At 66.8% G+C, this 25138-nt stretch carries 19 protein-coding genes; 6 read left to right on the top strand and 13 right to left on the bottom strand.

All coding sequences use genetic code 11. The features are described 5' to 3' along the window. Positions 1–52: 52 nt before the first annotated feature. Together GTH22_RS06790 and GTH22_RS06785 are read right to left on the bottom strand one after the other, a co-directional pair. On the bottom strand, positions 53–1240 hold the full coding sequence (locus GTH22_RS06790; RefSeq protein ID WP_252944154.1) for an acyl-CoA dehydrogenase: 1188 nt from the start codon (positions 1238–1240) through the stop codon (positions 53–55). Between the two features lie 185 nt (positions 1241–1425). After that, positions 1426–4389 (bottom strand): VWA domain-containing protein, encoded by a 2964-nt coding sequence (locus GTH22_RS06785; RefSeq protein ID WP_252944152.1) that lies wholly within the window; start codon positions 4387–4389, stop codon positions 1426–1428. A 101-nt stretch (positions 4390–4490) separates the two neighbouring features. On the opposite strand from GTH22_RS06785, the gene GTH22_RS06780 reads away from it, so the two are divergent. Continuing rightward, the gene (locus GTH22_RS06780) at positions 4491–5633 is read left to right on the top strand and encodes an MFS transporter (RefSeq protein ID WP_252944150.1); all 1143 of its coding nucleotides are present in this window, start codon (positions 4491–4493) and stop codon (positions 5631–5633) included. Here GTH22_RS06780 and GTH22_RS06775 read toward each other — a convergent pair. Then, positions 5608–5901: a DUF1330 domain-containing protein gene (locus tag GTH22_RS06775; RefSeq protein WP_252944149.1), complete on the bottom strand. Its 294-nt coding sequence runs from the start codon at positions 5899–5901 to the stop codon at positions 5608–5610. The two genes, GTH22_RS06780 and GTH22_RS06775, sit on opposite strands and share 26 nt — an antisense overlap. 124 nt (positions 5902–6025) lie before the next feature. On the opposite strand from GTH22_RS06775, the gene GTH22_RS06770 reads away from it, so the two are divergent. Together GTH22_RS06770 and uvrA are read left to right on the top strand one after the other, a co-directional pair. Continuing rightward, a complete protein-coding gene (locus GTH22_RS06770) occupies positions 6026–6901 on the top strand; it encodes a LysR family transcriptional regulator (protein WP_252944147.1) in 876 nt (291 codons plus the stop codon). A 96-nt stretch (positions 6902–6997) separates the two neighbouring features. Further along, positions 6998–9859 carry an excinuclease ABC subunit UvrA gene (uvrA, locus tag GTH22_RS06765; RefSeq protein ID WP_252944145.1) on the top strand — a complete coding sequence of 954 codons (2862 nt, stop codon included), beginning with the start codon at positions 6998–7000 and terminating at the stop codon, positions 9857–9859. A 106-nt stretch (positions 9860–9965) separates the two neighbouring features. Here the strand turns inward: uvrA and GTH22_RS06760 are convergent, their stop codons facing one another. From GTH22_RS06760 to GTH22_RS06730, 7 genes are all read right to left on the bottom strand, one after another. Next, entirely contained in the window at positions 9966–10694 is a 729-nt protein-coding gene (locus GTH22_RS06760) for a hypothetical protein (protein WP_252944144.1), read from the bottom strand. A gap of 65 nt (positions 10695–10759) precedes the next feature. Beyond that, entirely contained in the window at positions 10760–11161 is a 402-nt protein-coding gene (locus GTH22_RS06755) for an RcnB family protein (RefSeq protein WP_252944142.1), read from the bottom strand. 129 nt (positions 11162–11290) lie between these two features. Beyond that, the gene (gene mmsB, locus GTH22_RS06750; RefSeq protein ID WP_252944141.1) at positions 11291–12160 is read right to left on the bottom strand and encodes a 3-hydroxyisobutyrate dehydrogenase; all 870 of its coding nucleotides are present in this window, start codon (positions 12158–12160) and stop codon (positions 11291–11293) included. Beyond that, positions 12157–13212: an enoyl-CoA hydratase/isomerase family protein gene (locus GTH22_RS06745; RefSeq protein ID WP_252944139.1), complete on the bottom strand. Its 1056-nt coding sequence runs from the start codon at positions 13210–13212 to the stop codon at positions 12157–12159. The genes mmsB and GTH22_RS06745 overlap by 4 nt, the downstream gene beginning before the upstream one ends. Next, complete coding sequence (locus GTH22_RS06740) at positions 13209–14348, bottom strand: acyl-CoA dehydrogenase family protein (RefSeq protein WP_252944136.1); 1140 nt, start codon at positions 14346–14348, stop codon at positions 13209–13211. The genes GTH22_RS06745 and GTH22_RS06740 overlap by 4 nt, the downstream gene beginning before the upstream one ends. A gap of 517 nt (positions 14349–14865) precedes the next feature. Continuing rightward, positions 14866–17415, bottom strand: a complete 2550-nt coding sequence (locus GTH22_RS06735; RefSeq protein ID WP_252944135.1) for a PAS domain-containing sensor histidine kinase — start codon at positions 17413–17415, stop codon at positions 14866–14868. A gap of 369 nt (positions 17416–17784) precedes the next feature. Beyond that, positions 17785–18918 carry a carboxylate-amine ligase gene (locus GTH22_RS06730; protein WP_252944133.1) on the bottom strand — a complete coding sequence of 378 codons (1134 nt, stop codon included), beginning with the start codon at positions 18916–18918 and terminating at the stop codon, positions 17785–17787. Between the two features lie 267 nt (positions 18919–19185). Between GTH22_RS06730 and GTH22_RS06725 the strand changes: the two genes are divergently transcribed. Further along, positions 19186–20631: an NCS1 family nucleobase:cation symporter-1 gene (locus tag GTH22_RS06725; RefSeq protein WP_252944131.1), complete on the top strand. Its 1446-nt coding sequence runs from the start codon at positions 19186–19188 to the stop codon at positions 20629–20631. 54 nt (positions 20632–20685) lie between these two features. Here the strand turns inward: GTH22_RS06725 and GTH22_RS06720 are convergent, their stop codons facing one another. Then, positions 20686–21009 (bottom strand): hypothetical protein, encoded by a 324-nt coding sequence (locus tag GTH22_RS06720; protein WP_252944129.1) that lies wholly within the window; start codon positions 21007–21009, stop codon positions 20686–20688. A gap of 90 nt (positions 21010–21099) precedes the next feature. Beyond that, the gene (locus GTH22_RS06715) at positions 21100–21516 is read right to left on the bottom strand and encodes a hypothetical protein (RefSeq protein ID WP_252944128.1); all 417 of its coding nucleotides are present in this window, start codon (positions 21514–21516) and stop codon (positions 21100–21102) included. A 311-nt stretch (positions 21517–21827) separates the two neighbouring features. On the opposite strand from GTH22_RS06715, the gene GTH22_RS06710 reads away from it, so the two are divergent. Both GTH22_RS06710 and GTH22_RS06705 read left to right on the top strand, forming a co-directional pair. Then, positions 21828–22841: a glycosyltransferase gene (locus GTH22_RS06710; RefSeq protein WP_252944126.1), complete on the top strand. Its 1014-nt coding sequence runs from the start codon at positions 21828–21830 to the stop codon at positions 22839–22841. A 2-nt stretch (positions 22842–22843) separates the two neighbouring features. Beyond that, positions 22844–23572: a sulfotransferase gene (locus tag GTH22_RS06705; RefSeq protein WP_252947593.1), complete on the top strand. Its 729-nt coding sequence runs from the start codon at positions 22844–22846 to the stop codon at positions 23570–23572. A gap of 65 nt (positions 23573–23637) precedes the next feature. Here GTH22_RS06705 and GTH22_RS06700 read toward each other — a convergent pair whose 3' ends face one another. Continuing rightward, positions 23638–25137 carry a CoA-acylating methylmalonate-semialdehyde dehydrogenase gene (locus tag GTH22_RS06700; protein WP_252944125.1) on the bottom strand — a complete coding sequence of 500 codons (1500 nt, stop codon included), beginning with the start codon at positions 25135–25137 and terminating at the stop codon, positions 23638–23640. Position 25138 lies beyond the last annotated feature (1 nt).

The following is a 25138-nucleotide window of genomic DNA, read 5'->3' as shown; positions in this document are numbered from 1 at the left end:
AACCTTAGCAGAGTGGAATCCATCGCTCGCGCGCGCTGTTGATAAATGAGCGTCAGAAGAAGGCCTGAAGCCCGGTTTGTGCACGCCCGAGGATCAATGCGTGAATGTCGTGGGTGCCTTCGTAGGTGTTCACGGTCTCGAGGTTGGCGGCGTGGCGCATGACCTGGAACTCCTCGGAAATGCCGTTGCCGCCGTGCATGTCGCGCGCGATGCGGGCGATTTCCAGCGCCTTGCCGCAATTGTTGCGCTTCATCAGCGAGATCAGCTCGGGCGGGCAGCCCTCGCCGTCGAACAGCTGGGCGGCGCGCAGGGCGCCTTGCAGGCCAAGGGAGATTTCGGTCTGCATGTTGGCGAGCTTGAGCTGGAACAGCTGGGTGCCCGCGAGCGGCTTGCCGAACTGCTTTCGGTCCAGCCCATACTGACGCGCCGCGTGCCAGCAGAACTCGGCGGCGCCCATGGCGCCCCATGCGATGCCGAAGCGGGCGCGGTTGAGGCAGCCGAAGGGGCCGGAGAGGCCCTCGGCGTTGGGGAGCAGGGCGTCTTCGGAGACTTCGACGTTGTCCATGACGATTTCGCCAGTGACGGAGGCGCGCAGAGAGAGTTTGCCGCCGATCTTGGGGGCGGAGAGGCCCTTCATGCCCTTCTCGAGCACGAAGCCACGGATCTTGCCGCCGTGCTCTTCGGACTTGGCCCAGACCACGAAGACATCGGCGATGGGAGAGTTGGAGATCCACATCTTGGAGCCGTTGAGGGTGTAACCAGTGGCGGTTTTGGTGGCGCGGGTCTTCATGCCGCCGGGGTCGGAGCCTGCATCGGGCTCGGTCAGGCCAAAGCAGCCGATCAGCTCGCCGGAGCAGAGGCCGGGGAGATACTTGCGGCGCTGCTCCTCGGAGCCGTAGGCGTTGATCGGGTGGATCACGAGGGAGCTTTGCACCGACATCATCGAGCGGTAGCCCGAGTCTATGCGCTCCACCTCGCGGGCGATGAGGCCGTAGGAGGTGTAGGAGGCACCGAGGCCGCCGTATTCCTCGGGAATGGTCACGCCGAGCAGGCCGGCGGCGCCCATCAGCGGAAACAGCTCGGGCGCGACGGTGGCCTCTCGGTAGGCCTCGATGATGCGGGGGGCCAGCTCGCTCTGGGCGAATTGGGCGGCGGCGCGCGACAGCATCCGCTCGTCCTCGCCAAGCTGGTCGTCGAGGCGGAAGGGGTCTTCCCAGTTGAAAGTGGCTTTGTCGGACATGGTGGCTCCCTCCCGGTGATTTGGGGGCAAGGTAACGGATTGGGCGGCGAGGGGAAGGGGGTGCGGAACGGTGTTTCGCGTGGCGGATGTGGCGCCGCGCGTGCCGGTGCGCCCAGCCGCCCACCCCGCACCGCCACGCGCGGCGCGGAAATTGCGGGCGGGTGGCGGTGGAGGCCAGCGCGGGGCTACTTGAGCGTGATCGGCAGTTCCGCGATCGGGGTGTTGTCGGCCCTCAGCACGTATTTCAGCACGTAGTCGCCGGGTGCATCGGGGAGCTTCAGCTTCGCCGGTGAGCCGTTTTGGGTGTAGCTGTAGGCGCTGTAGGTGCCGCCCTCTGCGGGGAAGATGGCAATGTAGTCCTGCCGGTTGTCGGGCCCTTCCCAATCGACCAGAAGCTCGCCGCCCGCCATGGCCTCGCCCTGTGGGGTGAGGGTGGCGGTGGAGGCGGTGACGGTGATGGGCACCTCTGCGATTGCGCTGCGCCCGACGTTGAGGACGTAGCGCACCACGTAGGCCCCGGGGGTCGGCGGCACGGTCATCTCGGCGGGGGTTCCGTTGGAGGTGTAGGCGTAGTCGAAATACCTGTCTTCCCCGGCGGGGAAGATGGCGATGTAGTCGTTGTTGTTGTCTGGGCCGAGCCACTCGACCTTGAGCGTGCTGCCGATGGGCGCCTCGGGCGGGACGGTGAGGGTGGCGGAGGTGGCCGTGACCTCGACCGGGACGCTGGCAAGCTCGTTGCGGCCGACGTTCTGGACATAGGCGATGCGGTATTTGCCGGGCTCTGCGGGCAGGGTGAGGTCGAGGGGGGAGCCCTCGCGGGTGTAGGTGTATTCGGTGTATCTGTCCTCGCCCTCGGGGAAGATGGCGATGAAGTCGTTGTGGTCATCCGGGCCTTGCCAGCCGACCTTGACGGTGCCGCCTGCGGGCAGCTCGGCGGGCGGGGTGATGGAGGCGCTGACGGCGGTGACTTCGACATCGACGCTGGCGAGCTCGGTGCGGTCGACGTTCTGCACGTAGGAGATGCGATATTTGCCGGGTTGCGAGGGCAGGGTGAGGTCGAGGGGGGAGCCTTCGCGGGTGTAGGTGTATTCGGCGTAGCTGTCTTCGCCCTCCGGGAAGATGGCGATGAAATCGTTGCTGTCATCCGGGCCCTCCCAGCCAACCTTGACCGTGCTGCCGGCTGGCAGATCGGCGGGTGGGGTGATGGAGGCGCTGACGGCGGTGACTTCGACATCGATGCTGGCGAGTTCGTTGCGGTCGACGTTCTGCACGTAAGCGATGCGGTATTTGCCGGGTTTCGAAGGCAGCGTCAGGTCAAGCGGGGAGCCTTCGCGGGTGTAGGTGTATTCGGCGTAGCTGTCTTCGCCCTCGGGGAAGATGGCGATGAAATCGTTGCTGTCATCCGGGCCTTCCCAGCTGACCTTCACGGTGCTGCCTGCGGGCAGCTCGGCGGGCGGGGTTATGGTGGCGCTGACGGCGGTGACTTCGACCGGCACGGCGGCGAGGATCGTGCGATCCTGGTTTATGATGTAGCGCAGCTCGTAGGCGCCGGGTTCGGCGGGCAGCTGGAGGTCGAGCGGGGAGCCTTCGCGGGTGTAGCTGTAGGCCTCGGACTTCATGCCGCCGTGGTCTGCACGTGCGATGGTGATGTGGTCGTTCTTGTAGTCCGGCCCGGTCCAGCGGACCTGCACGGAACTGCCCGCGGGCAGGGCCTCGGGCGCGGTGATGCTGGCCTCGACCGGGGTGATCTCGATGGGCCGGGTGGCGAGCACCTTGTTGCCCTCGCGCAGGATGTAGCGCAGCTCGTAGGTGCCCGGCTCGGGTGGCATTTCGAGATCGAGCGGGGAGCCGTCGCGGATGTAGGCATAGTTGATCTGATTGCCGTTGCCGGGAATGCCGACGGTGATGGTGTCATTCTCGCCCTCGGGGCCGGTCCAGCGCACCGGGATGGTGTCGCCCGCGGGGGCGCTCGCGGCGGCGTCGAGGGTGGCGGCGGGCTTGTACTCGGGGAGTTCGACGGTGACGGTCTTGTTGACCTTGCCGACACCCACCACCGCCTCGGCGCTGGCCTCGTCGGCGGGGCGCATCACGGTGACGCGGTATTCGCCCTTCTCGAGCTCGGCGGTGAAGCCATCGACGTTCAGCGGCCCCTCGATCTGTTCGTCACCGCGGAAGAGATCCCAGACCAGCGGCTCGGAAATGCGGGGGCCGTGTTTGCCGTCGATGGCTTGAAACCGGATGCTGACGGGCGGGGCGGGGAAGACGACGGTGACGACCCGGGTGTTGGATGTGACGGTGAAATCGGCCTCGCGGCTCACCTCGTCGGAGGGGCGGGTGGCGGTGACGCGATAGGCGCCATCGGCGAGGCTCAGGGTGGGCGCGGCCTCCAGCGTGACGCCGCCGACGGGCGCGCCATCCTGGCTGATCTCCCAGGCGAGGGTTTCGGAGATGAAGATGCCGCCTTCACCCGCCGTGGCGCGGAAGCGGATCTCGTGAAGCGTGGGCTCTGGCGCGGGGGCGGGCTCGGTTTCGACCTCGACCACGGCGACCATGGCATCGGCCAGCTCGGCGGCGTTGGACGCCTTGATGAACTGCCCGCCGGTTTCATCGGCGATGCATTGCATCTGGCGCAGGGCCTCGGCCTCGGACACGTCGAAGCCGACGACATGGGCGGTGAAATCGACCCCCGCCTGCTCCAGCGCGGCGGCGGCGGCGCAGGGGTCGGGGTCGCAGGTTTCGATGCCGTCGGAGACGAGGATGACGGTGGCCTTCTCCTCGGTGTACTTCAGCGCCTCGGCGGCCTGCCGGACGGCCTCGGTCATCGGCGTCTTGCCCTTGGGGCTCACCCCGTTGACGGCCGCCTGGATCGCCGGCTTGGTGCCGGTGCCGGGCTGCACGACGGTTTCGATATCGGTGCAATCGCCCTTGCGGCGGTGGCCGTAAAGGGTGAGGCCAAGCTCTTGCGTTTCGGGGATGGTGCCGAGCACCGTGCCGACCACTTCCTGCGCGATGGTGATCTTGGCCTTGCCGTCGATCTGGCCCCACATCGAGCCCGATCCATCCATCACCAGAATCGCCCGGGGGCGCTCCTGGGCCGTGGCGGTGGCTGCAAAAAGGGTGCACAGGCAAAGGGTTATCGCGCGAAGCATGGGGAAAGGCCTCTATGTCAAAATGAATTGCCCCGAAGTTAAGCACGGGGCGCGGCTTGCGGCAAATTGACCTTGCAGCGGGGGCGGGCCACAAGCGGTGGATGACCGACTCTCCCGCCCGCACCAACTGGCTGCTCGTGACCTTGCTCTACCTGATGGGCCTGCTGGCGGCGGGGCATTTTGCCAAGGTCGCGCTGACGCTGGGGGCGCTGGGCACGCGCTATCCCGAGGCGGGCGGGGCGCTGCCGCTGGCGGTGTCGATGACCTCGGTGGCGGGGGTGATCTTTGGCGCAACGGCGGGGATCGTGGTGGCCCGGTTCGGGGCGCGGCGGGTGCTGATTGCGGCGGTGGTGGGCGGCGTGGCGCTGGGCGTGGCGGAGGCGCTGCTGCCGCCCTTCGGGCTGTTCATGGCGCTGCGGCTGGCCGAGGGCTTCGCCCATCTGGCCATCGTCGTGGCCGCGCCGACCCTGATGGCCGCAAGCTGCACGCAGGCCCATCGCGGCGCGGTGATGGGGCTTTGGGGCACCTTCTTCGGGATCGGCTTTGCGCTGATGTCGGTCTTGGAAATGGTTTTTGGAACAGGGCTTTACTGGGCACACGCGGGGTTGCTGGCGGTGGTCGGGGCGGCGCTTGTGCCGCTGCTGCCGCGCGCGGTGGGGCGCGGGTCGGTGGTGGCCGAGGGGTGGCTGGCGCGGCATGTGGCGATCTACACCAGCGCCCGCCGCTTCGCCCCGGCGCTGATGTTCTTCTGGCACGCGATGATGTTCATGTCGTTGATCACCTTCCTGCCCGGATTCCTTGGCGCCTGGAGCGCGCCGCTTCTGCCGCTGGTCGCGCTGGTGGGCACCTTCGGGGCCGGGGCGGCTACGCGGCGGGTGCCGCCCGAAAGGCTGGCGCTGGTGGCCTTCGCGATCGGCGCGGCGCTGATGGTGCTGTTCTTCCTGCTGCCGGGGCTGCGGCTGGTGATTGCCGTGCCGATGCTGCTGGCCTTCGGCGCGGTGCCGGGCGCGGCCTTTGCCGCCGCGCCGCTGCTCAACCCCGCGCCTGCCGACACCGCCCGCGCCAACGGTGCCATCGCCCAGTTCGGCAACATCGGCACCGCGCTCACCATCCCGCTCTTCACCCTCGCGTTGGGCGCGGGACTTGGCGGGATGACGGCGCTGGTGGTGACGCTTTCGCTGGCGGGGATGGCGGCGGTCTGGGTGATCTTCGCCCGCGTCAGCCCCTTGGCGGAAGCAGGGTGATCGTGGTCTTGGCGGCCCGCCGCCGCAGCTCGTAAACCTCTGAAAACTCGGGGTCTTCCGCCCATGCGCGGGCAGCCTCGGCCGAGGGGAAGGCGAGCAGCACAGAGGCGGGCGGGCCGCCGCCGTTGTCTTCCAACACCTCGCAGCCGGGGCCGCCGGCGATCATCTCGCCGCCATGCTTGGCCACGGGCTCGAAGCCGCGTTCGCGGTATTGCTGCATCAGGTCCGGGTCTGTCACCTCGATCTGGACGGTCACGTAATGGGTCATGGTGTCTCCTTTCGCTGGCATCATCTTGCGGGGGCGGCGGCCCTTGCAAAATTGCTCGGATCGGCAAGGGGCCTGTGCAAGAATGCAAGGGCAGGCGGGGCGAAAGACGGAGGAGGCTGGGGCGATGATGGAGTGGAACGATCTGCGCCTTGTGCTGGAACTGGCGCGCGCGGGGAGCCTTTCGGGCGCGGCGCGGGTGCTGGGGGTGAACCACGGCACGGTATCGCGCCAGTTGGCGCGGCTTGAGGCGCGGGCCGGGCGGCGGTTTTTCGAGCGGCTGCCCGAAGGGGTACGGCCGACCGGCGAGGGCGAGGCCGTGGCGGCGCGGGCCGAGGCGATGGAGACAGAGGCCATCGCGCTCGATCTCGAACTGGCGGCGCGGGCCGAGAAGGGCGGCGTGCTGCGCGTGACCGTTCCGCCGCTGGTGGCCGATGCCGCCTTTGCCGAAGACATCGCGCTCTGGCAGGCCGACAACTCGCTGGTCGAGCTGCATATTCTGGGCGACAACCGCATCCTCGATCTGCACCGACGAGAGGCGGATGTGGCCATTCGCGTGAGCCATGCGCCCGCCGAGAGCCTCTGGGGTCGCAAGATCACCGACCAGCGTGCGGGGCTTTATGCCAGCAAAGGGTTCACAACCCGTTACCAGGCGGCGCTCGCAGGTGCCGGGCCGCTGCCCGTGGTGGGCTTTACCGCATGGGAGGCGCCGGTGGCTCCCAGCATCCGCGCGCGCTTTCCCAATGCCACGCTGGCCGCCCTCTGCGATGACATGATGGCCGCCGTCAGCCTTGTGAAACAGGGGATCGGGCTGACGCGGATGCCCTGTTTCATGGAGGGGCCGGGCCTTGTGCGGGTGCCGGGCAGCGGGCTGTCGCCCTATATGCCGATCTGGGCGCTGACCCACCCCGAGCTGCGCCATGCCCCGCTTGTGGCCGGCTTCCTGCGCTTCATCGCCGGGCGATTTTCCGGCAGGCGGGGGCATTACATGGGGCAGGAGTGAGCGCCTGTCAGCATGTTTACGGTATGTTCTCATTTTTCTGTTGGCGGTTTCGGGGCACTGCTCTATCTCTTGGCCTTGTGAACCGCCGGGGGTGACATGGCCGAGTTGAAGCATATCGAAGTGCGGGGTGCGCGCGAGCATAACCTCAAGGGGATCGACGTGGATATTCCGCGCGACGAGCTTGTGGTGATCACCGGGCTTTCGGGATCGGGCAAATCGAGCCTGGCCTTCGATACGATCTATGCCGAGGGGCAGCGGCGCTATGTCGAGAGCCTGAGCGCCTATGCCCGGCAATTCCTTGATATGATGGAAAAACCTGATGTGGATCACATCAGCGGGCTGTCGCCGGCGATCTCCATCGAGCAAAAGACCACCTCGAAAAACCCGCGCTCGACCGTGGGGACGGTGACGGAGATCTACGATTATCTGCGGCTGCTCTTTGCCCGTGCCGGAACGCCCTACAGCCCGGCCACCGGCCTGCCGATCGAGGCGCAGCAGGTGCAGGATATGGTGGACCGTGTCATGGCGATGGAGGAGGGCACGCGGGCCTATCTGCTGGCGCCCATCGTGCGCGACCGGAAGGGGGAATATCGCAAGGAATTCCTCGAGTTGCGCAAGCAAGGCTTTCAGCGGGTGAAGGTCGACGGGGCGTTTCACGAGCTGGATGACGCGCCCAAGCTCGACAAGAAATACCGCCACGACATCGACGTGGTGGTCGACCGGATTGTGGTGAAGGAAGGGATCGAGACGCGGCTGGCGGATTCCTTCCGCACGGCGCTGGACCTGGCGAGCGGGATCGCGATTCTGGAGACGGCGGTGAAGGAGGGTGAGGAGCCGGAGCGGTTTACCTTTTCCGAGAATTTTGCCTGTCCTGTCAGTGGCTTCACTATCCCTGAGATCGAGCCGCGGCTGTTTTCGTTCAACGCGCCCTTCGGGGCCTGCCCGGAATGTGACGGGCTGGGGGTGGAGCTGTTCTTTGACGAGCGGCTGGTGGTGCCGGACCAGGCGCTGAAGATCTACGATGGCGCGCTTGCCCCGTGGCGGAAGGGCAAGAGCCCGTATTTTCTGCAAACAATTCAGGCGATTGCGAAGCACTACGAGTTCGACAAGAACACGGTCTGGAAGGATCTTCCGGCCCATGTGCAGCAAGTCTTTCTCTACGGCTCGGGCGAGGAAGAGATCAAGTTCCGCTATGACGAGGGCGGGCGGGTTTATGAAATTTCCCGGCCTTTCGAGGGGGTTATCCCCAACATGGAGCGCCGCTACCGGGAGACCGACAGCAACTGGATCCGCGAGGAGTTCGAGCGGTTCCAGAACAATCGACCCTGCGGGGCCTGTGGCGGCTACCGGCTGAGGGAAGAGGCGCTGGCGGTGAAGATCGCGGGCGACCATGTGGGGCAGGTGGTGCAGCTCTCGATCCGCGAGGCGCTGGAGTGGATCGACGCTGCGCCGAAGAAGCTGAGCAAGCAGAAGAACGAGATTGCCAAGGCCATTCTGAAAGAAATCCGGGAGCGGCTCGGGTTCCTGAATAATGTGGGTTTGGAATATCTTACACTGTCACGTTCAAGTGGCACATTAAGTGGCGGCGAGAGCCAGCGCATCCGGCTTGCGAGCCAGATCGGCTCGGGGCTGACTGGTGTGCTTTATGTGCTCGACGAGCCCTCCATCGGGTTGCACCAGCGCGACAATGGCCGGCTGCTGGAAACTCTGAAAAACCTGCGCGACCAGGGCAACACCGTCATCGTGGTGGAGCATGACGAGGAAGCGATCCGCGAGGCGGATTATGTCTTCGACATCGGGCCGGGTGCCGGGGTGCATGGCGGCGAGGTGGTGGCCCATGGGACGCCGGCGGAAATTGCGGCCAATCCGAAGTCTGTCACCGGGCAGTATCTCAGCGGAAAGCGAGAAATCTCTATCCCCACCGAACGCAGGAAGGGGAACAAGAAAAAGCTGACCGTGAAGAAGGCCACGGGGAACAACCTCAAGGGCATCGACGTGGATTTCCCGCTGGCGAAATTCGTATGTGTTTCAGGGGTTTCCGGGGGCGGCAAGTCGACTCTGACCATCGAGACGCTGTTCAAGACCGCCTCGATGCGGCTGAACGGGGCGCGCCAGACGCCTGCGCCTTGCGAGACGATCAAGGGGCTGGAGCTGCTGGACAAGGTGATTGATATCGACCAGCGGCCGATCGGACGGACTCCGCGTTCGAATCCCGCGACTTACACCGGGGCCTTCACCCCGATCCGCGACTGGTTTGCCGGGCTGCCTGAAGCGAAGGCGCGGGGCTACAAGCCGGGGCGCTTTTCTTTCAACGTGAAAGGGGGGCGGTGCGAGGCTTGTCAGGGGGATGGGGTCATCAAGATCGAGATGCATTTCCTGCCCGATGTTTATGTGACTTGCGAGACCTGCCAGGGCGCGCGGTACAACCGTGAGACCTTGGAAATTCGGTTCAAGGGCAAGAGCATAGCGGACGTTCTTGATATGACGGTGGAGGACGCGCAGGAGTTCTTCAAGGCGGTGCCGAGCATTCGGGAGAAGATGGATGCGCTGGTGCGGGTTGGGCTTGGCTATATCAAGGTGGGCCAGCAGGCGACGACGCTTTCGGGCGGTGAGGCGCAGCGGGTGAAGCTGAGCAAGGAGCTTTCCAAGCGGAGCACCGGGCGGACGCTGTATATCCTGGATGAGCCGACCACCGGGCTGCACTTTGAAGATGTGCGCAAGCTGTTGGAAGTGCTGCATGAATTGGTCGATCAGGGCAACTCGGTGGTGGTGATCGAGCACAACCTCGATGTCATCAAGACGGCCGACCATATCATCGACATCGGGCCAGAGGGCGGCGATGGCGGGGGGACCGTGGTGGCCACGGGCACGCCGGAAGAGGTGGCCGACGTGGAGGCCAGCCATACCGGGCGTTACCTTAAGGAAATGCTCTCGGCCAAACGGGTTGCGGCAGAATAGTCACAGGCACATTGCGTACACATCCCGTGCACAGCCCGTGCATACGCGATTGGCGCACATGAGGTGCCAATCGCTGCGTTAATGTGCATGCACGTTGGGGTGCCGGTCAGCCCGCCTGCGTGGGCACCGCGCGCAGCACGTAGCTGCGCAGGGTGGCCGCAAGCGTTGCCAGCGCGCCGAGACCGGCGAGGAAAGCGACCTCGGGATGGGTGCTCCAATCCTTCACCGCGATGGCGACGAGCGCCCATGCGAGGGCGAGCGCGTAGGTCGGGTGCGGGCGCAGGGTGAGCAGCACACCCAGCCCGACCACCAGCGCGCCGGTGACGCAGGCGATGGCCCAGCCGGTGGCCCCCATCAGTAGCCCGTATCCGGCGGCGGTGATGCCGAGGGAGGCGAAGCTGGCGGCGGTCAGCCAGCCGGCAAAGAGGCCGATGGGGGCGGAAAGCAGCCAGGGGTCACGGGCCGGGGCGCGGGCCACGGCGCCGAGGGCGAGCACCAGCATGGCGAAGATCATCACCGTGGCCCAGATCGGGGAGGCGTTGGCCGTGCCAAGCCAGAAGGTGCCCAGCAGCAGCGCGCCGAAGAGCGGCCAGCGGGGGCGATCCCAGCCGTCATCCAAGGCGCGGGCAAGCACGCCGAAGGCGGCGCTGGCGATAAGCCAGAGGTAGATCAGGCCCCATATGGAAAAGGCCCAGCCGGCGGGCTGCACCGGCGGGTCGATCTGGGGGATGGGGAAGAGGGAGGGGTCGTAGCCGGCGAAGCTGGTCACGAAGAAGGGCGAGGCCGCAAAGGTCACGGCCGTCAGCAGCACGAGAAGGGATTTGATGCGTTCCATGCTGCGTTAACGCAGCAAGAGCCCCGGCGGTTTCATCTGTGCCGCCGGGGCTGCCTTGGAGGGGATCAGTTGACGATGGCGCCGACCGCGCGGATCAGGTCGAGCACCTCGGCGGTGTCGCTGTCGATGCGGACGAGCACACCGTCGTAGACCGCGTAGCGCGAGCCGCGGGGGGCGGGCTCAAGGCCATACTGCCAGGGTTTGACCACGACGTAATCGCCATCGAGGTAGCTCCCGACGCGAATGTGGTGGTCGCCCCGTGCACGGTCGCCCTTCTTGGCCTGGCCGGGGGGGACGCAGGCCGGGCTTTTCTTGGCCAGACCGGGCGGGCAGCCGCGGACGGTCTGCTCGACGCGGTGCTTTTGCTTGATCTTGCCGCCATGGCCCTTGCCCTGCGCGAAGGCAGGGGGCGCTACGGCGATGCAGATCATGGTGGCGGCCGCAGTCAGTGTTGTCAGCCGGGACATAGCGTTACCTCTCAATACTCGGTGCCCGTTGCGGGTTCGACGGCTCAACACAGGGGCCGGGCCATCGGTTGCATCACGGCAACTTGAGGTGCAAGGTTTCTGGCCCTGTGGCCGCGGGGTGACAGGGGGTCAGCCGCGGTGGCGCTGCTCGAAACGGGGGAGCATGGCGGAGAAGTCCTTGTCGCCCGCGCCCTCGGTCTCGACGAAGGTTTCGTAGAGCTGCATGGCGGCCTGGCCCATGGGGGTATCGGCATCGGCGGCTTCGGCGGCCTGCTGGGAGAGGCGCAGATCCTTCAGCATGAGGGCGGAGGCGAAGCCGGGGGCGTAGCCGTTGTCGGCGGGGCTCTTGGGGCCGATGCCGGGGGCGGGGCAGTAGGCGTTCATCGTCCAGCTGTAGCCGGAGGAGGTGGAGACCACGTCGAACATCGACTGGCGGTCGAGGCCGAGCTTGTCGGCCAGCGCGAAGGCTTCGCAGGTGGCGATCATGGTGACGCCGAGGATCATGTTGTTGCAGATCTTGGCCGCCTGACCCATGCCCGCACCGCCGCAGAGCACCGATTTCTGGCCCATGATCTCGAACAGGGGCAGGGCGGTGTCATAGGCCTCGGGGGGGCCGCCGACCATGAAGGTGAGCGTGCCGGCCGTGGCGCCGCCGGTGCCGCCGGAGACCGGCGCATCGAGGGCTGAGAGGCCTGCGGCGGTGGCGGCCTCGGCGGCCTGCTGTGCGGAGGCGACATCGACGGTGGAGCAGTCGAGGTGGATCGCGCCGGGGCGCATGGCCGGGTGGATCTGGGCAGCGACGGCGGCGAGGATGGCGCCGTTGGGCAGCATGGTGATGACCACATCGGCCCCGTCTGCGGCTTCGGGGGCGGAGGCCGCAAGCGCGATGCCCTCGGGCGTGGCGGCGGTGTCGAAGCCGATCAGGTCATGGCCTGCGGCGATGAGGTTGCGGGCCATGGGCGCGCCCATGTTGCCCAGTCCGATGAAGCCGATTTTCATGGGGTGTCCTCCGGGAATGCGAGTTCGTCTGCCCCGAGCGGGGCGAGCATGGCGTTGACTTCGGCCTGCGTGACATCGGCCAGCGCGGCGTGGGGCCACTTGGGGCTGCGGTCCTTGTCGATCACCGCCGCGCGGATGCCTTCGAGGAAGTTGCCCTGCTCCATGCAGCGGTGGGTGAAGCGGTATTCGAGGGTGAGCGCCTCGGTGATGGTGCCATTCGGCCCGAGGCGGGAGAGGATCTCGATATGGCAGGCGGTGGCGAGCGGGTCGGCACGGGAGAGCGCCTTGAGGGCGGCGGCGGCAAGCTCGGAGGGATCGGCGGCGAGGGAGGCGGCGATCTCGGCGCGGGGCTTGTCGAAATGGGCGGCGATGCCGCGCATCTCGATGTAGAAATCGGCCTGCGCGGCGAGGTCGGCGCTTTCGAGTTCGGGGGGCACGCGGGGGCTGCCGGTTTCGCAGATCTGCGCCTTGAGGGCGGGCCAGTGGGCCTCGGGCACGAGGTGGTCGGCAAAGCCGAAGAGCCCGTGCATGGCGCGCAGGCGGTGGCCGGTGGTGCCGAGCCAGGCCCCGGCGCCGGGGTGGAGGGCGGAGAGCTTGGAGAGGATCAGGCTGCCGCCGACGTCGGGCACGAGGCCGATGCCGCATTCGGGCATGGCGATCTGGGTGCTGGCGCCGATGATGCGGGTGGAGGCGTGGCAGCCGAGCCCGACGCCGCCGCCCATGGTGAAGCCCTGCATGAAGGCGACGACCGGCTTGGGATAGGTGGCGAGGCGGGCGTTCATGACATATTCGTCGCGCCAGAAGCGGCGGCCGTAGCTGTAATCGCCCGCGCTGCCGGTGGCGTGCATCTCGACGATGTCACCCCCGGCGCAGAAGGCCTTTTCGCCCTCGGCGTCGATCAGCACGAGATGCACCGCGGGGTCGGTGGCCCAGCTCTTGAGGGCTGCGTCGATGGCCGTGCACATCTGGTAGGAGAGGGCGTTGAGCGCCGTCTCGCGGGTGAGGGTGATGCGGCCTGCGCGGCCTTCGGTGCGAATCTGGATATCGGTCATGGGGCCAGCATGGCACGGGCGGTGATGAGGCGCATGATTTCGTTGGTGCCTTCGAGGATCTGGTGCACGCGCAGGTCGCGGACGAGTTTCTCGATGCCGTAGTCGGCGAGGTAGCCGTAGCCGCCGTGGAGCTGGAGGCACTGGTCGACGATGCGGGAGCCGGCCTCGGTGCAGAATTTCTTGGCCATGGCGCAATGTTGCGTCGCGTCGGGGGCCTGGGTGTCGAGCTTCCAGGCGGCCTGGCGGAGGAAGACGCGGGCGGCTTGCAGCTCGATCTCGAGGTCGGCGAGGCGGAACTGGAGGGCCTGGAACTGGTCGATGGGTTTGCCGAAGGCCTTGCGGTCGGCCATGTAGGCGAGGGTGGCGTTGAGGGCCGTCTGGGCGGCGCCGAGGGAGCAGGCGGAGATGTTGAGGCGGCCGCCATCGAGGCCCATCATGGCGTACTTGAAGCCCGCGCCTTCCTCGCCGAGGAGGTTTTCGGACGGAACGGGGCAGGCGTCCATCTGGACCTGGCGGGTGGGTTGGGAGCGCCAGCCCATCTTGTCTTCGAGGCCGCCGAAGGAGAGGCCGGGGGTGGTGGCGTCGAGGACGAGGGCGGAGATGCCCTTTGGCGTGTCGTCGCCGGTGCGGGCCATGACGACATAGGCATCCGAGTAGCCGCCGCCGGAGATGAAGGCCTTGGTGCCGGTGAGCTGGTAGCCTTCGTTGGTTCTGGTGGCGCGGGTCTTTAGGGCCGCCGCGTCGGAGCCGGAGCCGGGCTCGGTGAGGGCGTAGGAGAAGACGGTTTCCATCGTGAGGGCCTTGGGGAGGTATTTCTCGCGGGTCTCGTCGGAGCCGAAGGCCGAGAGCATCTTGGCGCACATGTTGTGGATGGAGAGGAAGGCCGCGACGGAGGGGCAGGCCATGGAGAGGGCCTCGAAGACGAGGGTGGCATCGAGCCGGGAGAGGCCGGAGCCGCCGTGCTCTTCGGGGACGTAGAGGCCGCCGAAGCCGAGGGCGGCGATTTCGTGCCAGAGGGTTTTGGGGATGGTGCCGTCGGACTCCCACTGGCGGGCGTGGGGGGCGATGTGGGACTGGCCGAAGCCGTGGGCCATGTCGAAGATGGCGGTTTGTTCTTCGGTGAGCGCGAAGTCCATGGTGTCCTCCCGTGGCGTTATTGAACGCGGGTTCAATTTTGGAGCGGGGGGAGGGATTTGGCAAGGGGGTGGTCGGGGGTGTCGGGTGGAGCGTGAATCCGGGTGGGCCGGTGTTTGGTATTGGCTGGTGGATGGGGGGCCAGCCCCCCATGCCCCCCGGAGATATTTGCAGCAAGAAAATGAGGTTGGGTGGGGAAGACTTCAGGCGAGTTTGGAGGGGCTTTGGGGGCGGGGTGTGGTGAGAGGGGGCGGTTTGGTGGTGGGGTTTGGGGTGTGGGGGCGGTTGGGGGGAGTGTCGGGTGGAGCGTGAATCCGGGGGGCCGGTTATTGGTTTCGGCTGGTGGATGGGGGGCCAGCCCCCCATGCCCCCCGGAGATACTTTCAGCAAGAAAATGAGGTTGGGTTGGGGGATTTCAGGTGAGTTGGGGGGGGGCTATGGGGGCGGGGCTGTGGTGAGGGGGCAGGGTTTGGTGGTGGGGGTTTGGGAGTGGCGGCGGTTGGGGGGAGTGTCGGGTGGTCAGTCTGGGGTGGGGGTGGTGAGGGCGCGGTTCAGGGCGGCGAGGAGGTCGGCGCGCTGGACGGGTTTCATCAGGCGGATGTCGTGGCTGCGCAGGCCGTTGCCGTGGACCGTGGCCTCGTTGGCGTAGCCTGACATGAAGACGATCGGCAGGTCGGTGCGCAGCTTGCGGACCTCGCGGGCGAGGTGGGTGCCCTGGAGGGTGCCGGGCATGACGATGTCGGTGAGCATGAGGTCGAAGCTCCGGTCGTTGCGGAAGATCTCCCAGGCCTCGTCGCCGGAGGTGGCGGCGGTGACCTCGTAGCCGCCGCGTTGCAGGATGGCGAGCAGGGTGTTGCGCACCGCCGCCTCGTCTTCGACCAGCAGCAGGCGCTTTTTGCCGGGGTCGCTTCCGGCGGCCTCGGGGCGGCGGCGGGGCGGGGCGACGGCCTTGTCGGAGGCGGGGAAGTAGAGCTTGAAGGTCGTGCCGCATCCGGGTTCGGAATAGACCTGCACGGTGCCGCCGGACTGGCGCATGAAGCCCAGCGTCATCGACAGCCCCAGCCCCGAGCCGGTGCCGGCGGGCTTGGTGGTGAAGAAGGGCTCGAAGATGCGGTTGATGTCGGCCTCGCCGATGCCCTCGCCCGTGTCGCTCACCGCCAGCAGCACGTAGCGGCCGGGGGCGAGGCTTTCGTGGCGGGTGTCGAGATAGGCCTCGTCGATGCGGACGTTGGAGGTTTCGATCGTCAGCTTGCCGTGGCCCCCCATCGCGTCACGGGCGTTGAGGATGAGGTTGAGCAGGGCGCTCTCGAGCGAGGCCGGGTCGGCCTGGACCGGCCAGAGGCCGGCGAGCAGGGAGCTTTCGACCTCGACGCTCTCGGGCAGGGTGCGGCCCATCCAGTTCTTGGCCTCGCGCACCACGGTGTTGAGATCGAGCACCTCGGGGGTGAGGCGGGCGCGGCGGGCGAAGGCGAGCATGTTGCGGGTGAGGTCGGCGCCACGCAGGCTGGCGGTGATGGCGGCCTCGATCAGCGCGTCGCGCTCGGCGGCGTCGGGGTGGTCGCGCAGCAGTTCGAGGTTGCCGAGGATCACCGCCAGAAGGTTGTTGAAGTCATGGGCCACGCCGCCGGTGAGGTGGCCGATGCTCTCGCTCTTCTGGGCCTGGTGGGCGATTTCGCGTTCGGCCTCGACCTGCTGGCGCGCCTCCGCTTCCTGAGTCACGTCGAGCACGATGCCCTCGAGCAGGGTTCTGCCGTCCTGGATGCTGGAATTGCCGTGGAAATCCATCCAGCGGAGCTGGCCGTCGCGCGCGGTGACGCGGTAGCGCATGGAGATCGGCAGGCGGAGCGCGACCTGCGACATCAGGTGGGCGCGCGAGGCGGCGCGGTCGTCGGGGTCGATGGCGGAGGTGAAGAGGCTGTTGTCGGCGTAGATCTCCTCGGGGGTGTAGCCCCAGAAGTTGGTGCATTTGTCGCTGACGTAGGTGATGCGGGCGTCGGACCAGTCGGTGACATCGACCTGCAGCACCACGCCGGGCAGGTTTTCGGCCACCAGCGCGAGGCGGCTCAGGGTGTCGAGGTGCCTGCGTTCGGCCTCGCGGATCTCGGTGATGTCGGCGTGCAGGCCGACCACACGATTGACCCGCCCGCCGGGCTCGTGCTCGGTGAACCAGTGGCCGCGGATGTGGCGCACCGCGCCGTCGGGGCGGATGGCGCGGAAGTCGAGCCAGTCCTGCTTTTTCTCGCCGCGGCTGGCGTGCTGCATCTCGGCCTTCAGCGCGGGCAGGTCTTCAGGGTGGATGGTTTCGAGCCATGTGGCGACGGCGAGGGGGCCGGGCTCGCGCTTCAGCCCGTAGATTTCGAGCAGCCCGGCATCGACCACCACGTGGGAGCCGGGCACCGGGCGCTCGAAGACGCCGATGCCGGAGTGGCGCAGGGCGAGGTTGAGCTTTCTGGCGAGGCGCTTGGCATGGGTGGCGGCCATGGCGAAGCGGCAGGCGAAGGCGATGATCTGCCAGGTCAGCAGGATCGAGACCGTGCCGACGGCGGCCACGATCAGGGCGATCTCGCCGGCGATCAGGTAGCCGTTCAGCCCGGAGATGGAGGTGCCGGCGACGAGGGTTGTGACCAGGAAGATCGGCAGGAAGCCGGCGAGGAGGCAGAGGATTGTCCTGGGTTGCACCTCGGGCCATTGGCGGGGCGGGTGCAGTTGGCCGACGACAAGGCCGACGAGGGGGATGGCGAGGTTGACGAAGACCCCCAACCAGGGGATCGCGCCCTCGTTGGTGAGCGCCGCGAGGAGGCTGAAGAGGGCGGCGATGCCGGCGCCGAGGGGGCCGCCGAGGTAGCCGGCAAAGATCAGCGGGCCGGCATTGGCATCGACCGGCACGCCGCGGGGCGGGACCGGGTAGGAATTTTGGCTGAGCGAGATGACGAGAAAGCCGAAGACGAGGCCGATCAGCGCCTGTTGCAGCGGCTTGCGCGCCCTGAGGCTTTCGGAGGCGAAGATCGCATAGAGGAAGGCGCCTGCCAGCAGCAGACCGGAGAGGCTCTGGAAAAGTGCAATCAGCATGTGCCCTCCCGACCGACGGGGCAGCTCGGTGCCTTCCATGGCGGATCGGGCCAAACAACAAACTCTTCCCCAGTTCCGGGAGGTTAGCAGAGCCGAGGCGAAAATCCAGAGATACCGGGTTTTGGGGGGGAGCGGGGGTGGCCAGGGGAGGAGCTACACTCTGGCGAGGATACAACGGCGCAAGGACGCCGAGCCCTTTGCCCGAGTGTTAAAGTGGTTCACTCACCTTGCATCGAGTTTGCCCCGGGGTGTTTGTTTTTAGATTGTCAGGGCGTTTGCCAATAATCGTAAAGAAAGCGTCCGTACAGAGACGTAGGCTTGGTTCGGATGGCTCGTGCAGAGTGGAGCCAGAAACTTGTGCGGCGCCCCTCAACACCCCTCCCCAAACTCATCCACCAAACTCTCCACCACCCCCCGCATCGCCGCGTCGTGCGTGGCGCCGGCCTCCATGTTCCCCGCGTAGACCGCCCGTTGGCGGTCTGCGGCGTTTCCGGCGGAGACGATCTCCGGTAGTCGGGCGATTTCGGCCTCGGAACCGAGGGCGTGGGCGTCTTCGGACAGGATCTCCACCAGTTCCTCGGCCAGCTCGGCCATGGGGACGATCTCGCGGGCGCCGAAGTCTATCAGGCCCTCGGACACGCCATACCGCTGGGCGCGCCAGCGGTTTTCCATGATCAGGAAGCGGTCGTAGCGGCGCCAGCGGAGGTTGCGGGTGCGCAGGCGCCAGAGCATGCGCAGCAGGGCCTGGATGGTGGCGGCGAGGGTCAGTGTGTCTTCGAGCCGGGGCGACACGTCGCAGATGCGGGTTTCGAGGGTGGAATACTGGTGCGAGGGGCGCAGGTCCCACCAGATCTTGGAGCTGTCTTCGATCACCCCGAGGTCGACCAGCACCTGCACCGTGCGCTCGTATTCGCCGAAGCTCTCGAAGCTCGGCGGCAGGCCGGTGCGGGGGAGGTTGTCGAAGACCGAGACGCGGTAGGAGGACATATGCGTGTCCTGCCCCTGCCAGAAGGGCGAGGAGCCGGAGAGCGCCAGCAGGTGGGGCAGGAAGTAGGAGAGCTGGGGCAGCAGGTCGGCGCGCAGCTCGTCGTCCTCGATGCCGACGTGCACGTGCATGCCGCAGATCAGCGCCCGCCGCACCACGCCGCCGAGATCCTGGTGCAGGGCGTTGTAGCGGCTCTTGTCGGTGTGGCTCTGGTCTTTCCAGTCGGCGAAGGGGTGGCAGGAGACGGCGATGGGGGCGAGCCCGTGTTCGGCGGCGTGGCGCGAGATGGCGCTGCGCAGGCGTTTGAGGTCGTCACGCGCCTCGGAGATGTTGCCGCAGACGCGGGTGCCGATCTCTATCTGGCATTGCAGGAATTCGGGGCTGACCTGATCGGACAGCTCGGCGGCGCAGGCCTCCATCAGCGCCTCGGGGGCGCGGGCGAGGTTGAGGGTGTCGCGGTTTACCAGCAGGTATTCTTCCTCGATCCCGAGGGTGAAACTGGGAGTTTTTACGGCCATCTGCACCTCCAACACGCCAGATGAGAGTGGCAGAGCCGGGCGGGCGGGGGAAGGGTGAGACGTGTGCGGGGCGCACAGGTTTTGAGCGATGGGGGCCGGCGCCCGCATGGGCCGCGTGCAATCGGGGGATGAGGCGGGGGCCGGGCGGGCGCGGCCTTGGCAAGGCCGGGGCGGGGGCGTGAGGCTTTTGACATGGGGGTGAGGTCCGGGCGTGGGGACGCGCGGGCCGGTCTGCCCTTTGCAAACATCAGGTCAGGAGGGACGACCATGGCCACCATCGAAGATATCGGAGGCGCCGCCGCGACCCATGGGGCAGGCGGCGGCGATGACACGCTGGCGCCGGTGACGGGGGCGCAGAAGAGCTGGGGGTGGTTTGCCATCTTCAACATCTGGGCGAACGACATCCAGTCGCTGTTTGGCTACAGCCTCGTGGCCTCGCTGTTCATTTCCTACGGGGTGAGCGGCTGGACGGCCTTTGCGGCGCTGATCGTGGCCGGGCTGCTGGTGATGGTGCTGGTCAACCTCTCGGGCGCGGCGGGGGAGCGCTATGGCATCCCCTATCCGGTGCTGGCGCGGGCCAGCAAGGGGACGCAGGGGGCCAAGCTGCCTGCGGTGCTGCGGGCGACGGTGGCGGTGTTCTGGTACGGGGTGCAGGTGTATTTTGCCTCCACCGCGCTGGCGCTGCTGATCTACTCGGTCACCGGGATCACCGGGGGCGCGGAGATGCTGGGGCTGACGGCGGTGGATTGGGTGAGTTTCCTGATCGTCTGGGGCTTTCACATCTTCATCTTCTGGCGCGGAATGGGCTGGGTAGAGACCTTCCTGAACATCGCCGGGCCGTTCGTTTATGCGGTGATGATCGGGCTGGTGATCGTGCTTTGGCAGAAGTCCGACGGGCAGCTCTTGGCGCAGGCGCAGACGATCTTTGCCAACCCTGAGGCGACATGGGGGACCGAGATCACCGGGTTCATCGCGATTGTCGGCACGATGATTTCCTACTTCGCTGCCGTGCTGCTGAACTTCAGTGACTTCTCCCGCTACGCCAAGGACAAGCGGGCGATGATGCTGGGCAACTTGGCCGGGTTGCCGCTGAACATGATCCTGTTTTCGGCGCTGGCCTTGCTGACCACGGCCGGGGCGGCGGTGGTTTACGGCGAGGCGATCATCAACCCGACCGAGATCGTGGAGCGGACGGATTCGGTGGTGCTGAGCATCATCGCTGCGGTGACCTTCTTTGCCGCGACCGTGGGGATCAACCTTGTGGCCAACTTCATCCCGAGCGTGAACGGGATTGCCAACCTTGCGCCCAAGCGCATCAGCTTTCGGGCCGCGGGGATCATCACCTCGGTCTTTGCGCTGGTGATCGGCGGGTTCTGGACCAGCTTCATCAGCGAGTTCGGGATCGGCGGCTTTGTGAACACGCTGGGGGCGACGCTGGCGCCGGTCTACGGGATCATTATGGCGGATTACTACCTGCTGCGGAAACAGGAGCTGTCGCGCGAGGATCTCTATGACCTAAATGGCGGGCGCTATCACTACGGGAATGGCTGGAACGACGCGGCGCTGATCGCCTTCGCGGTGGGCGCGGCGTTTTCGGTGGCGACGGTTTGGGTGCCCTTCCTTGCGGTGCTGTCGGGCTATGCATGGCTGATCGGGGCGGCGCTTGGGGGCGCGGTGTATATGGCGCTGGCCAAGGGGAAGGTGGTTGCCTGAACAGGGGCCTTGAGGGCGGCCGGTGGGGCCGCCCTTGAGGTAATATGACCGCGGTCAGTCGGCGATGACGGTGAGCTTGCTTTGCAGGCCGGTGACGAAATGGCTGTTTTCCTCGATCACCACGCTCTCGGGCGCATCGGTGCCGGAGGCGGTGCCATCGGCGCGCAGGTCATAGACCCGTGTGCCGTCGATCTGGGGGATGTCGAAGCGTTTGACCACGCTGCCGTTGGCGGCGACGCAGGCGGAGTTCACCCGGAGCGAGCCTGTGGGGCAGTCGGGGCTGATGAAGCTCTGGGCCCAGATCGGGGCGGCGGTGAGGGCCAGCGCGGCGGCGAGGGCCAGCTTGGCGGGGGTGGCGCGGGGCAGGGCATTGGGCATTGTGACGTTCCTTTCGGTTGAAGAGGGAACGCGGCTGCGGGCTGTGGGGTTCCGGCGGGCGGCCTTTGGGCCCGGCCTTTGGGGGTAGGCTCAGGCGGGGCGGCGGGTGAGGGCGGTGAAGCTGCGCTCGGCCAGCCCGAGCACATCCAGCGCGCCGCGTTCGGTGTCCTGAACCACCGCCACGATGGCATCGAGCTCGCCCCAGCTGCGCATCACGAGGTTGGCCATTTCGTAGGAGTCCGGCGTGGGCGCGTAGTAGACGATGATGGTTTCGGGGCCGCGCAGGAAGGCCTCGGCCTTCTTGGCCTGAACCGCCAGCAGGGCGGCGTAGTCCTTCTCGTAGCTGGTGATGCCGGAGAGATCGACCAGTTGCTTCTGCCCGGGCCGGAAGCCGGGATCGCGCATGTAGCGGGCGAACATTTCGGAGGTTTCGGCGATCGCGGCATGGCCCTGGTAGCGGACGTAGACCAGCCCGAGGTCTGAAAAGATGCGGTATGTGAGCGGCATTGGTGCTCCTTGGTGCGTGGATGTTGACCAATCGGTCAAGGTTTGTCCATTCCGAAAAACCCCCAGTCGGGACGGGAAGGCCGGGCGGAAGGCTGCCGAAGCGCAACGGATCGGACGATTGAGGCGGAGTGGGCGGCTTTACCTCTGGCGGAGCGGACCGATTCAGCGAAAACGTGCCTGAAAAAGTGACTCTTCCCCCATCGGTTGACCATCGGGTGGGCGGGCCATTACGTGCACCTTCCCTGAAGATCGGCGGTGCGCCTGCGCCGTCGAGCTTTTTGACGATGAGAAGAATGCAAGGAGGCGATTTGGTGCGTGTTGCGGTTGGTGCGATAACGCGGCGCAGGCCGGAGGGCTTGGGGCGTTTGCTCGAAAGCTTCGCCCGGATGCAGCGGCCCGAGGGGGCGGAGATCGCGTTCTTGCTGTGCGAGAACGACGATGAGAGCCGGGTAGCCGAGGTGGTTGACGCCTTTCGTGGCGCGGTGCCGGAGCCTGTGGAGCTGATGCTGGAGCCGCGCAAGGGCATCCCCTACGCCCGCAACCGGGTGCTGGGGGCGGCCATGGCACAGGGGTTCGACTTTCTGACCTTCGTTGATGATGACGAGGTGGTGGAGCCCGACTGGCTGGTTCGGATGCTGGAGGCGATGGACGCGCGCGGGCTCGATCTTGCGGCCGGGCCGGTTTTGCCGGTGGCACCGCCGGAGCCGCTCACCGGCCTTCAGCTCATGGTGCTCAACCAGCTTCGGCAGCGCTCGCAGAGGCGCGACGTGGAGCGGGCGAGAACGGTGGGTGTGGATGACGATGGCGGCGTCGAGGCCTTTACCGGGAACTGGTGTTTGCGGCTGGCGGCGGCGCGGCGCACCGGCGTGACCAGCTTTGATGAGCAGACCGCGGAGAGTGGCGGAGAGGATTCGGCGTTCAGCCTGGCGATGCGGAGGGCCGGCGCGCGGATCGGTTGGGTGCCGGAGGCCATTGCAGAGGAGACGCAACCGGCGATGCGGCTTTCGCTCTTCTACGTCTACCGGCGGATCCGCGACCAGGAACGCAACAAGATGCTGCTGAAGGACCGGTCGGTGGCGAAGCGGCTGTGGTTCGTGTTCCAGCGCTCTCTGGAGATGCTGGTGGTGGGGGCCGTGCTGCCGGTCGTGGTCCTGTCACGCCCCGAACAAGGGCGTAAGCTGATGTTCAACGCGACGCGGAAGGCGGGTCAGATTGCCGGTGCGTTCGGCAGTGTCTTCGGGCTCAGGAGCAGGCATTACGCCGCGAGTGCCGACCGGCTGCATGTGGAGCAGAACCCGGGTTCGGGCGAGGTGGTCGCGAAGTGACCATGGTGTTTGGCCTGGGATCGGGGCGGAGCGGAACGACCAGCCTGGCAGAGTTGTTGAACCACCAGCCCGGGATGTGCTGCTTTCACGAGATGGCGCCGTCGACCTTTGCCTGGGAGGGGGCTGAGGAGGCGGTGGGGTCTCTGCTGCGCGACTTTCATGCGGCGCTGCACGGCGATGAGCGGTTGCTCTCGGTCGACCGCATCTATCACCGGCAGGAAGACACGCTGGAGCGGTTTCGCTCCCTCGCACCTTTGAACGCGCTCGGGGACGTGGCGAGCTATTACCTTCCCTACGTTGAATACATCCTCGACCGGGCGCCGGGCGCGCGGTTTCCGGTGCTGAAGCGGGCGCGGGAGGAGACCATCGCCAGCTTCGTGGTCAAGATGTCTCAAGGGCTCGGGAAACAGCCGCTGTGGCCGTTGAACCGCAAGCGGGTGCGCAATCACTGGGCGTCGGCGTCGGACCGTCGCTGGGTGCGTGACGCGGTGTGGGACAAGAACTTTCCCAGCTTCGATCTGCCGCGCAGCAGCGGGCTGGAGGCCTATGTGGCGCGTTACTACGACACCTATTATGCGCGCGTCGACGACCTGGTGGCGGCTTTCCCGGAGAGCGTGCGACTGTTCGGGCTGGAGCAGCTGGGCACGCCGGAGGGGCGGCAGGATATTCTGGAGTTCTGTTTGCCCGGGCGGGCGCATGTCGATGTCGATGTGCACAGCAACAAGGGGTAGGGGTCAAATCGAAAGGCCCGGCGCGGGGCCGGGCCTTTCATGGGGATTGCGGGGTCGCGCCCGGCTCAGTCCATCTGCTTGAAGGCGAATTCGCCGCCGTCCTTGATGCCGGAGAACCAGCGGGCGGTGACGGTTTTGGTGCGGGTGTAGAAGCGGAAGGCGTCCGGGCCGTACTGGTTGAGGTCGCCAAAGCCGGATTTCTTCCAGCCGCCGAAGGTGTGGTAGCTGAGCGGCACCGGGATCGGGAAGTTGATGCCGACCATGCCGACGTTGACCCGGTGGGCGAAGTCGCGGGCGGTGTCGCCGTCTGCGGTGTAGATCGCGGTGCCGTTGCCGTAGGGGTTGTCCATCGTCAGCTTGAGGGCTTCTTCGTACCTCTCGGTGCGGACCTGGGTGAGCACGGGGCCGAAGATCTCTTCTTTGTAGATGTCCATGTCGGGAGTCACACGGTCGAAGAGGTGGGGGCCGACGAAGTAGCCGTTTTCGTAGCCTTGCAGCGAGAAGTCGCGGCCGTCGACCACCAGCTCGGCGCCTTGCTCGACGCCGGAGTCGATGAGGCCGAGGATGCGCTGTTTGGCGGCTGCGGTGATGACGGGGCCGTAGTCGACATCGTCTTCGGAGGTGTAGGGGCCGACCTTGAGGGCCTCGATGCGGGGCACCAGCTTTTCGATCAGGGTGTCGGCGGTCTTTTCGCCCACCGGCACGGCCACGGAGATGGCCATGCAGCGCTCGCCTGCGGCGCCGTAGGCCGCGCCCACCAGCGCGTCGGCGGCCTTGTCCATGTCGGCGTCGGGCATGACGATCATGTGGTTCTTGGCGCCGCCGAAGCACTGGGCGCGTTTGCCGGTCGCGGTGGCGCGGGCGTAGATATACTGCGCGATGGGCGTGGAGCCGACGAAGGCGACGGCCTGGATGGTTTCATTGTCCAGCAGCGCGTCGACGGCTTCCTTGTCGCCGTTCACCACTTGCAGCACGCCATCGGGCAGGCCGGCCTCTTGCAGCAGCTCTGCGAGGCGCATGGCGGTGGAAGGCACGCGCTCGGAGGGTTTCAAGATCATCGCGTTGCCGCAGGCCAGCGCGCCGGCCATCTTCCAGAGCGGGATCATCGCCGGGAAGTTGAAGGGGGTGATGCCGGCGACCACGCCGAGGGGCTGGCGCATCGAGTAGAGGTCGATGCCGGGGCCGCCGTCATTGGTGTATTCGCCCTTCAGCATGTGGGGCGCGCCCATGCAGACCTCGACGAACTCGAGACCGCGCTGCACGTCGCCCTTGGCGTCGGGGATGGTCTTGCCGTGCTCGCGGGCGACCAGCTCGGCCAGCTCGTCCATGTGGGTGTTGATGAGCGCGCCGAAGGCCATCATCACCCGGGCGCGGCGCTGCGGGTTGGTGGCGCCCCAGGCGACCTGGGCCTTGGCGGCGCGGGCGACGGCGTCATCGACCTCGGCCTTGGTGGCCAGCGCGACCTTGGCCTGCACTTCGCCGGTGGCGGGGTTGTAGATATCGGCGGCGCGGCCCGAGGTGCCTGCGGTTTTCTGGCCGTCGATGAAATGTCCGATCTCGCTCATG

Source organism: Oceanicola sp. 502str15, from assembly GCF_024105635.1.
GTDB lineage: Bacteria > Pseudomonadota > Alphaproteobacteria > Rhodobacterales > Rhodobacteraceae > Vannielia.
This window is presented reverse-complemented; position numbering and strand designations above follow the sequence as displayed.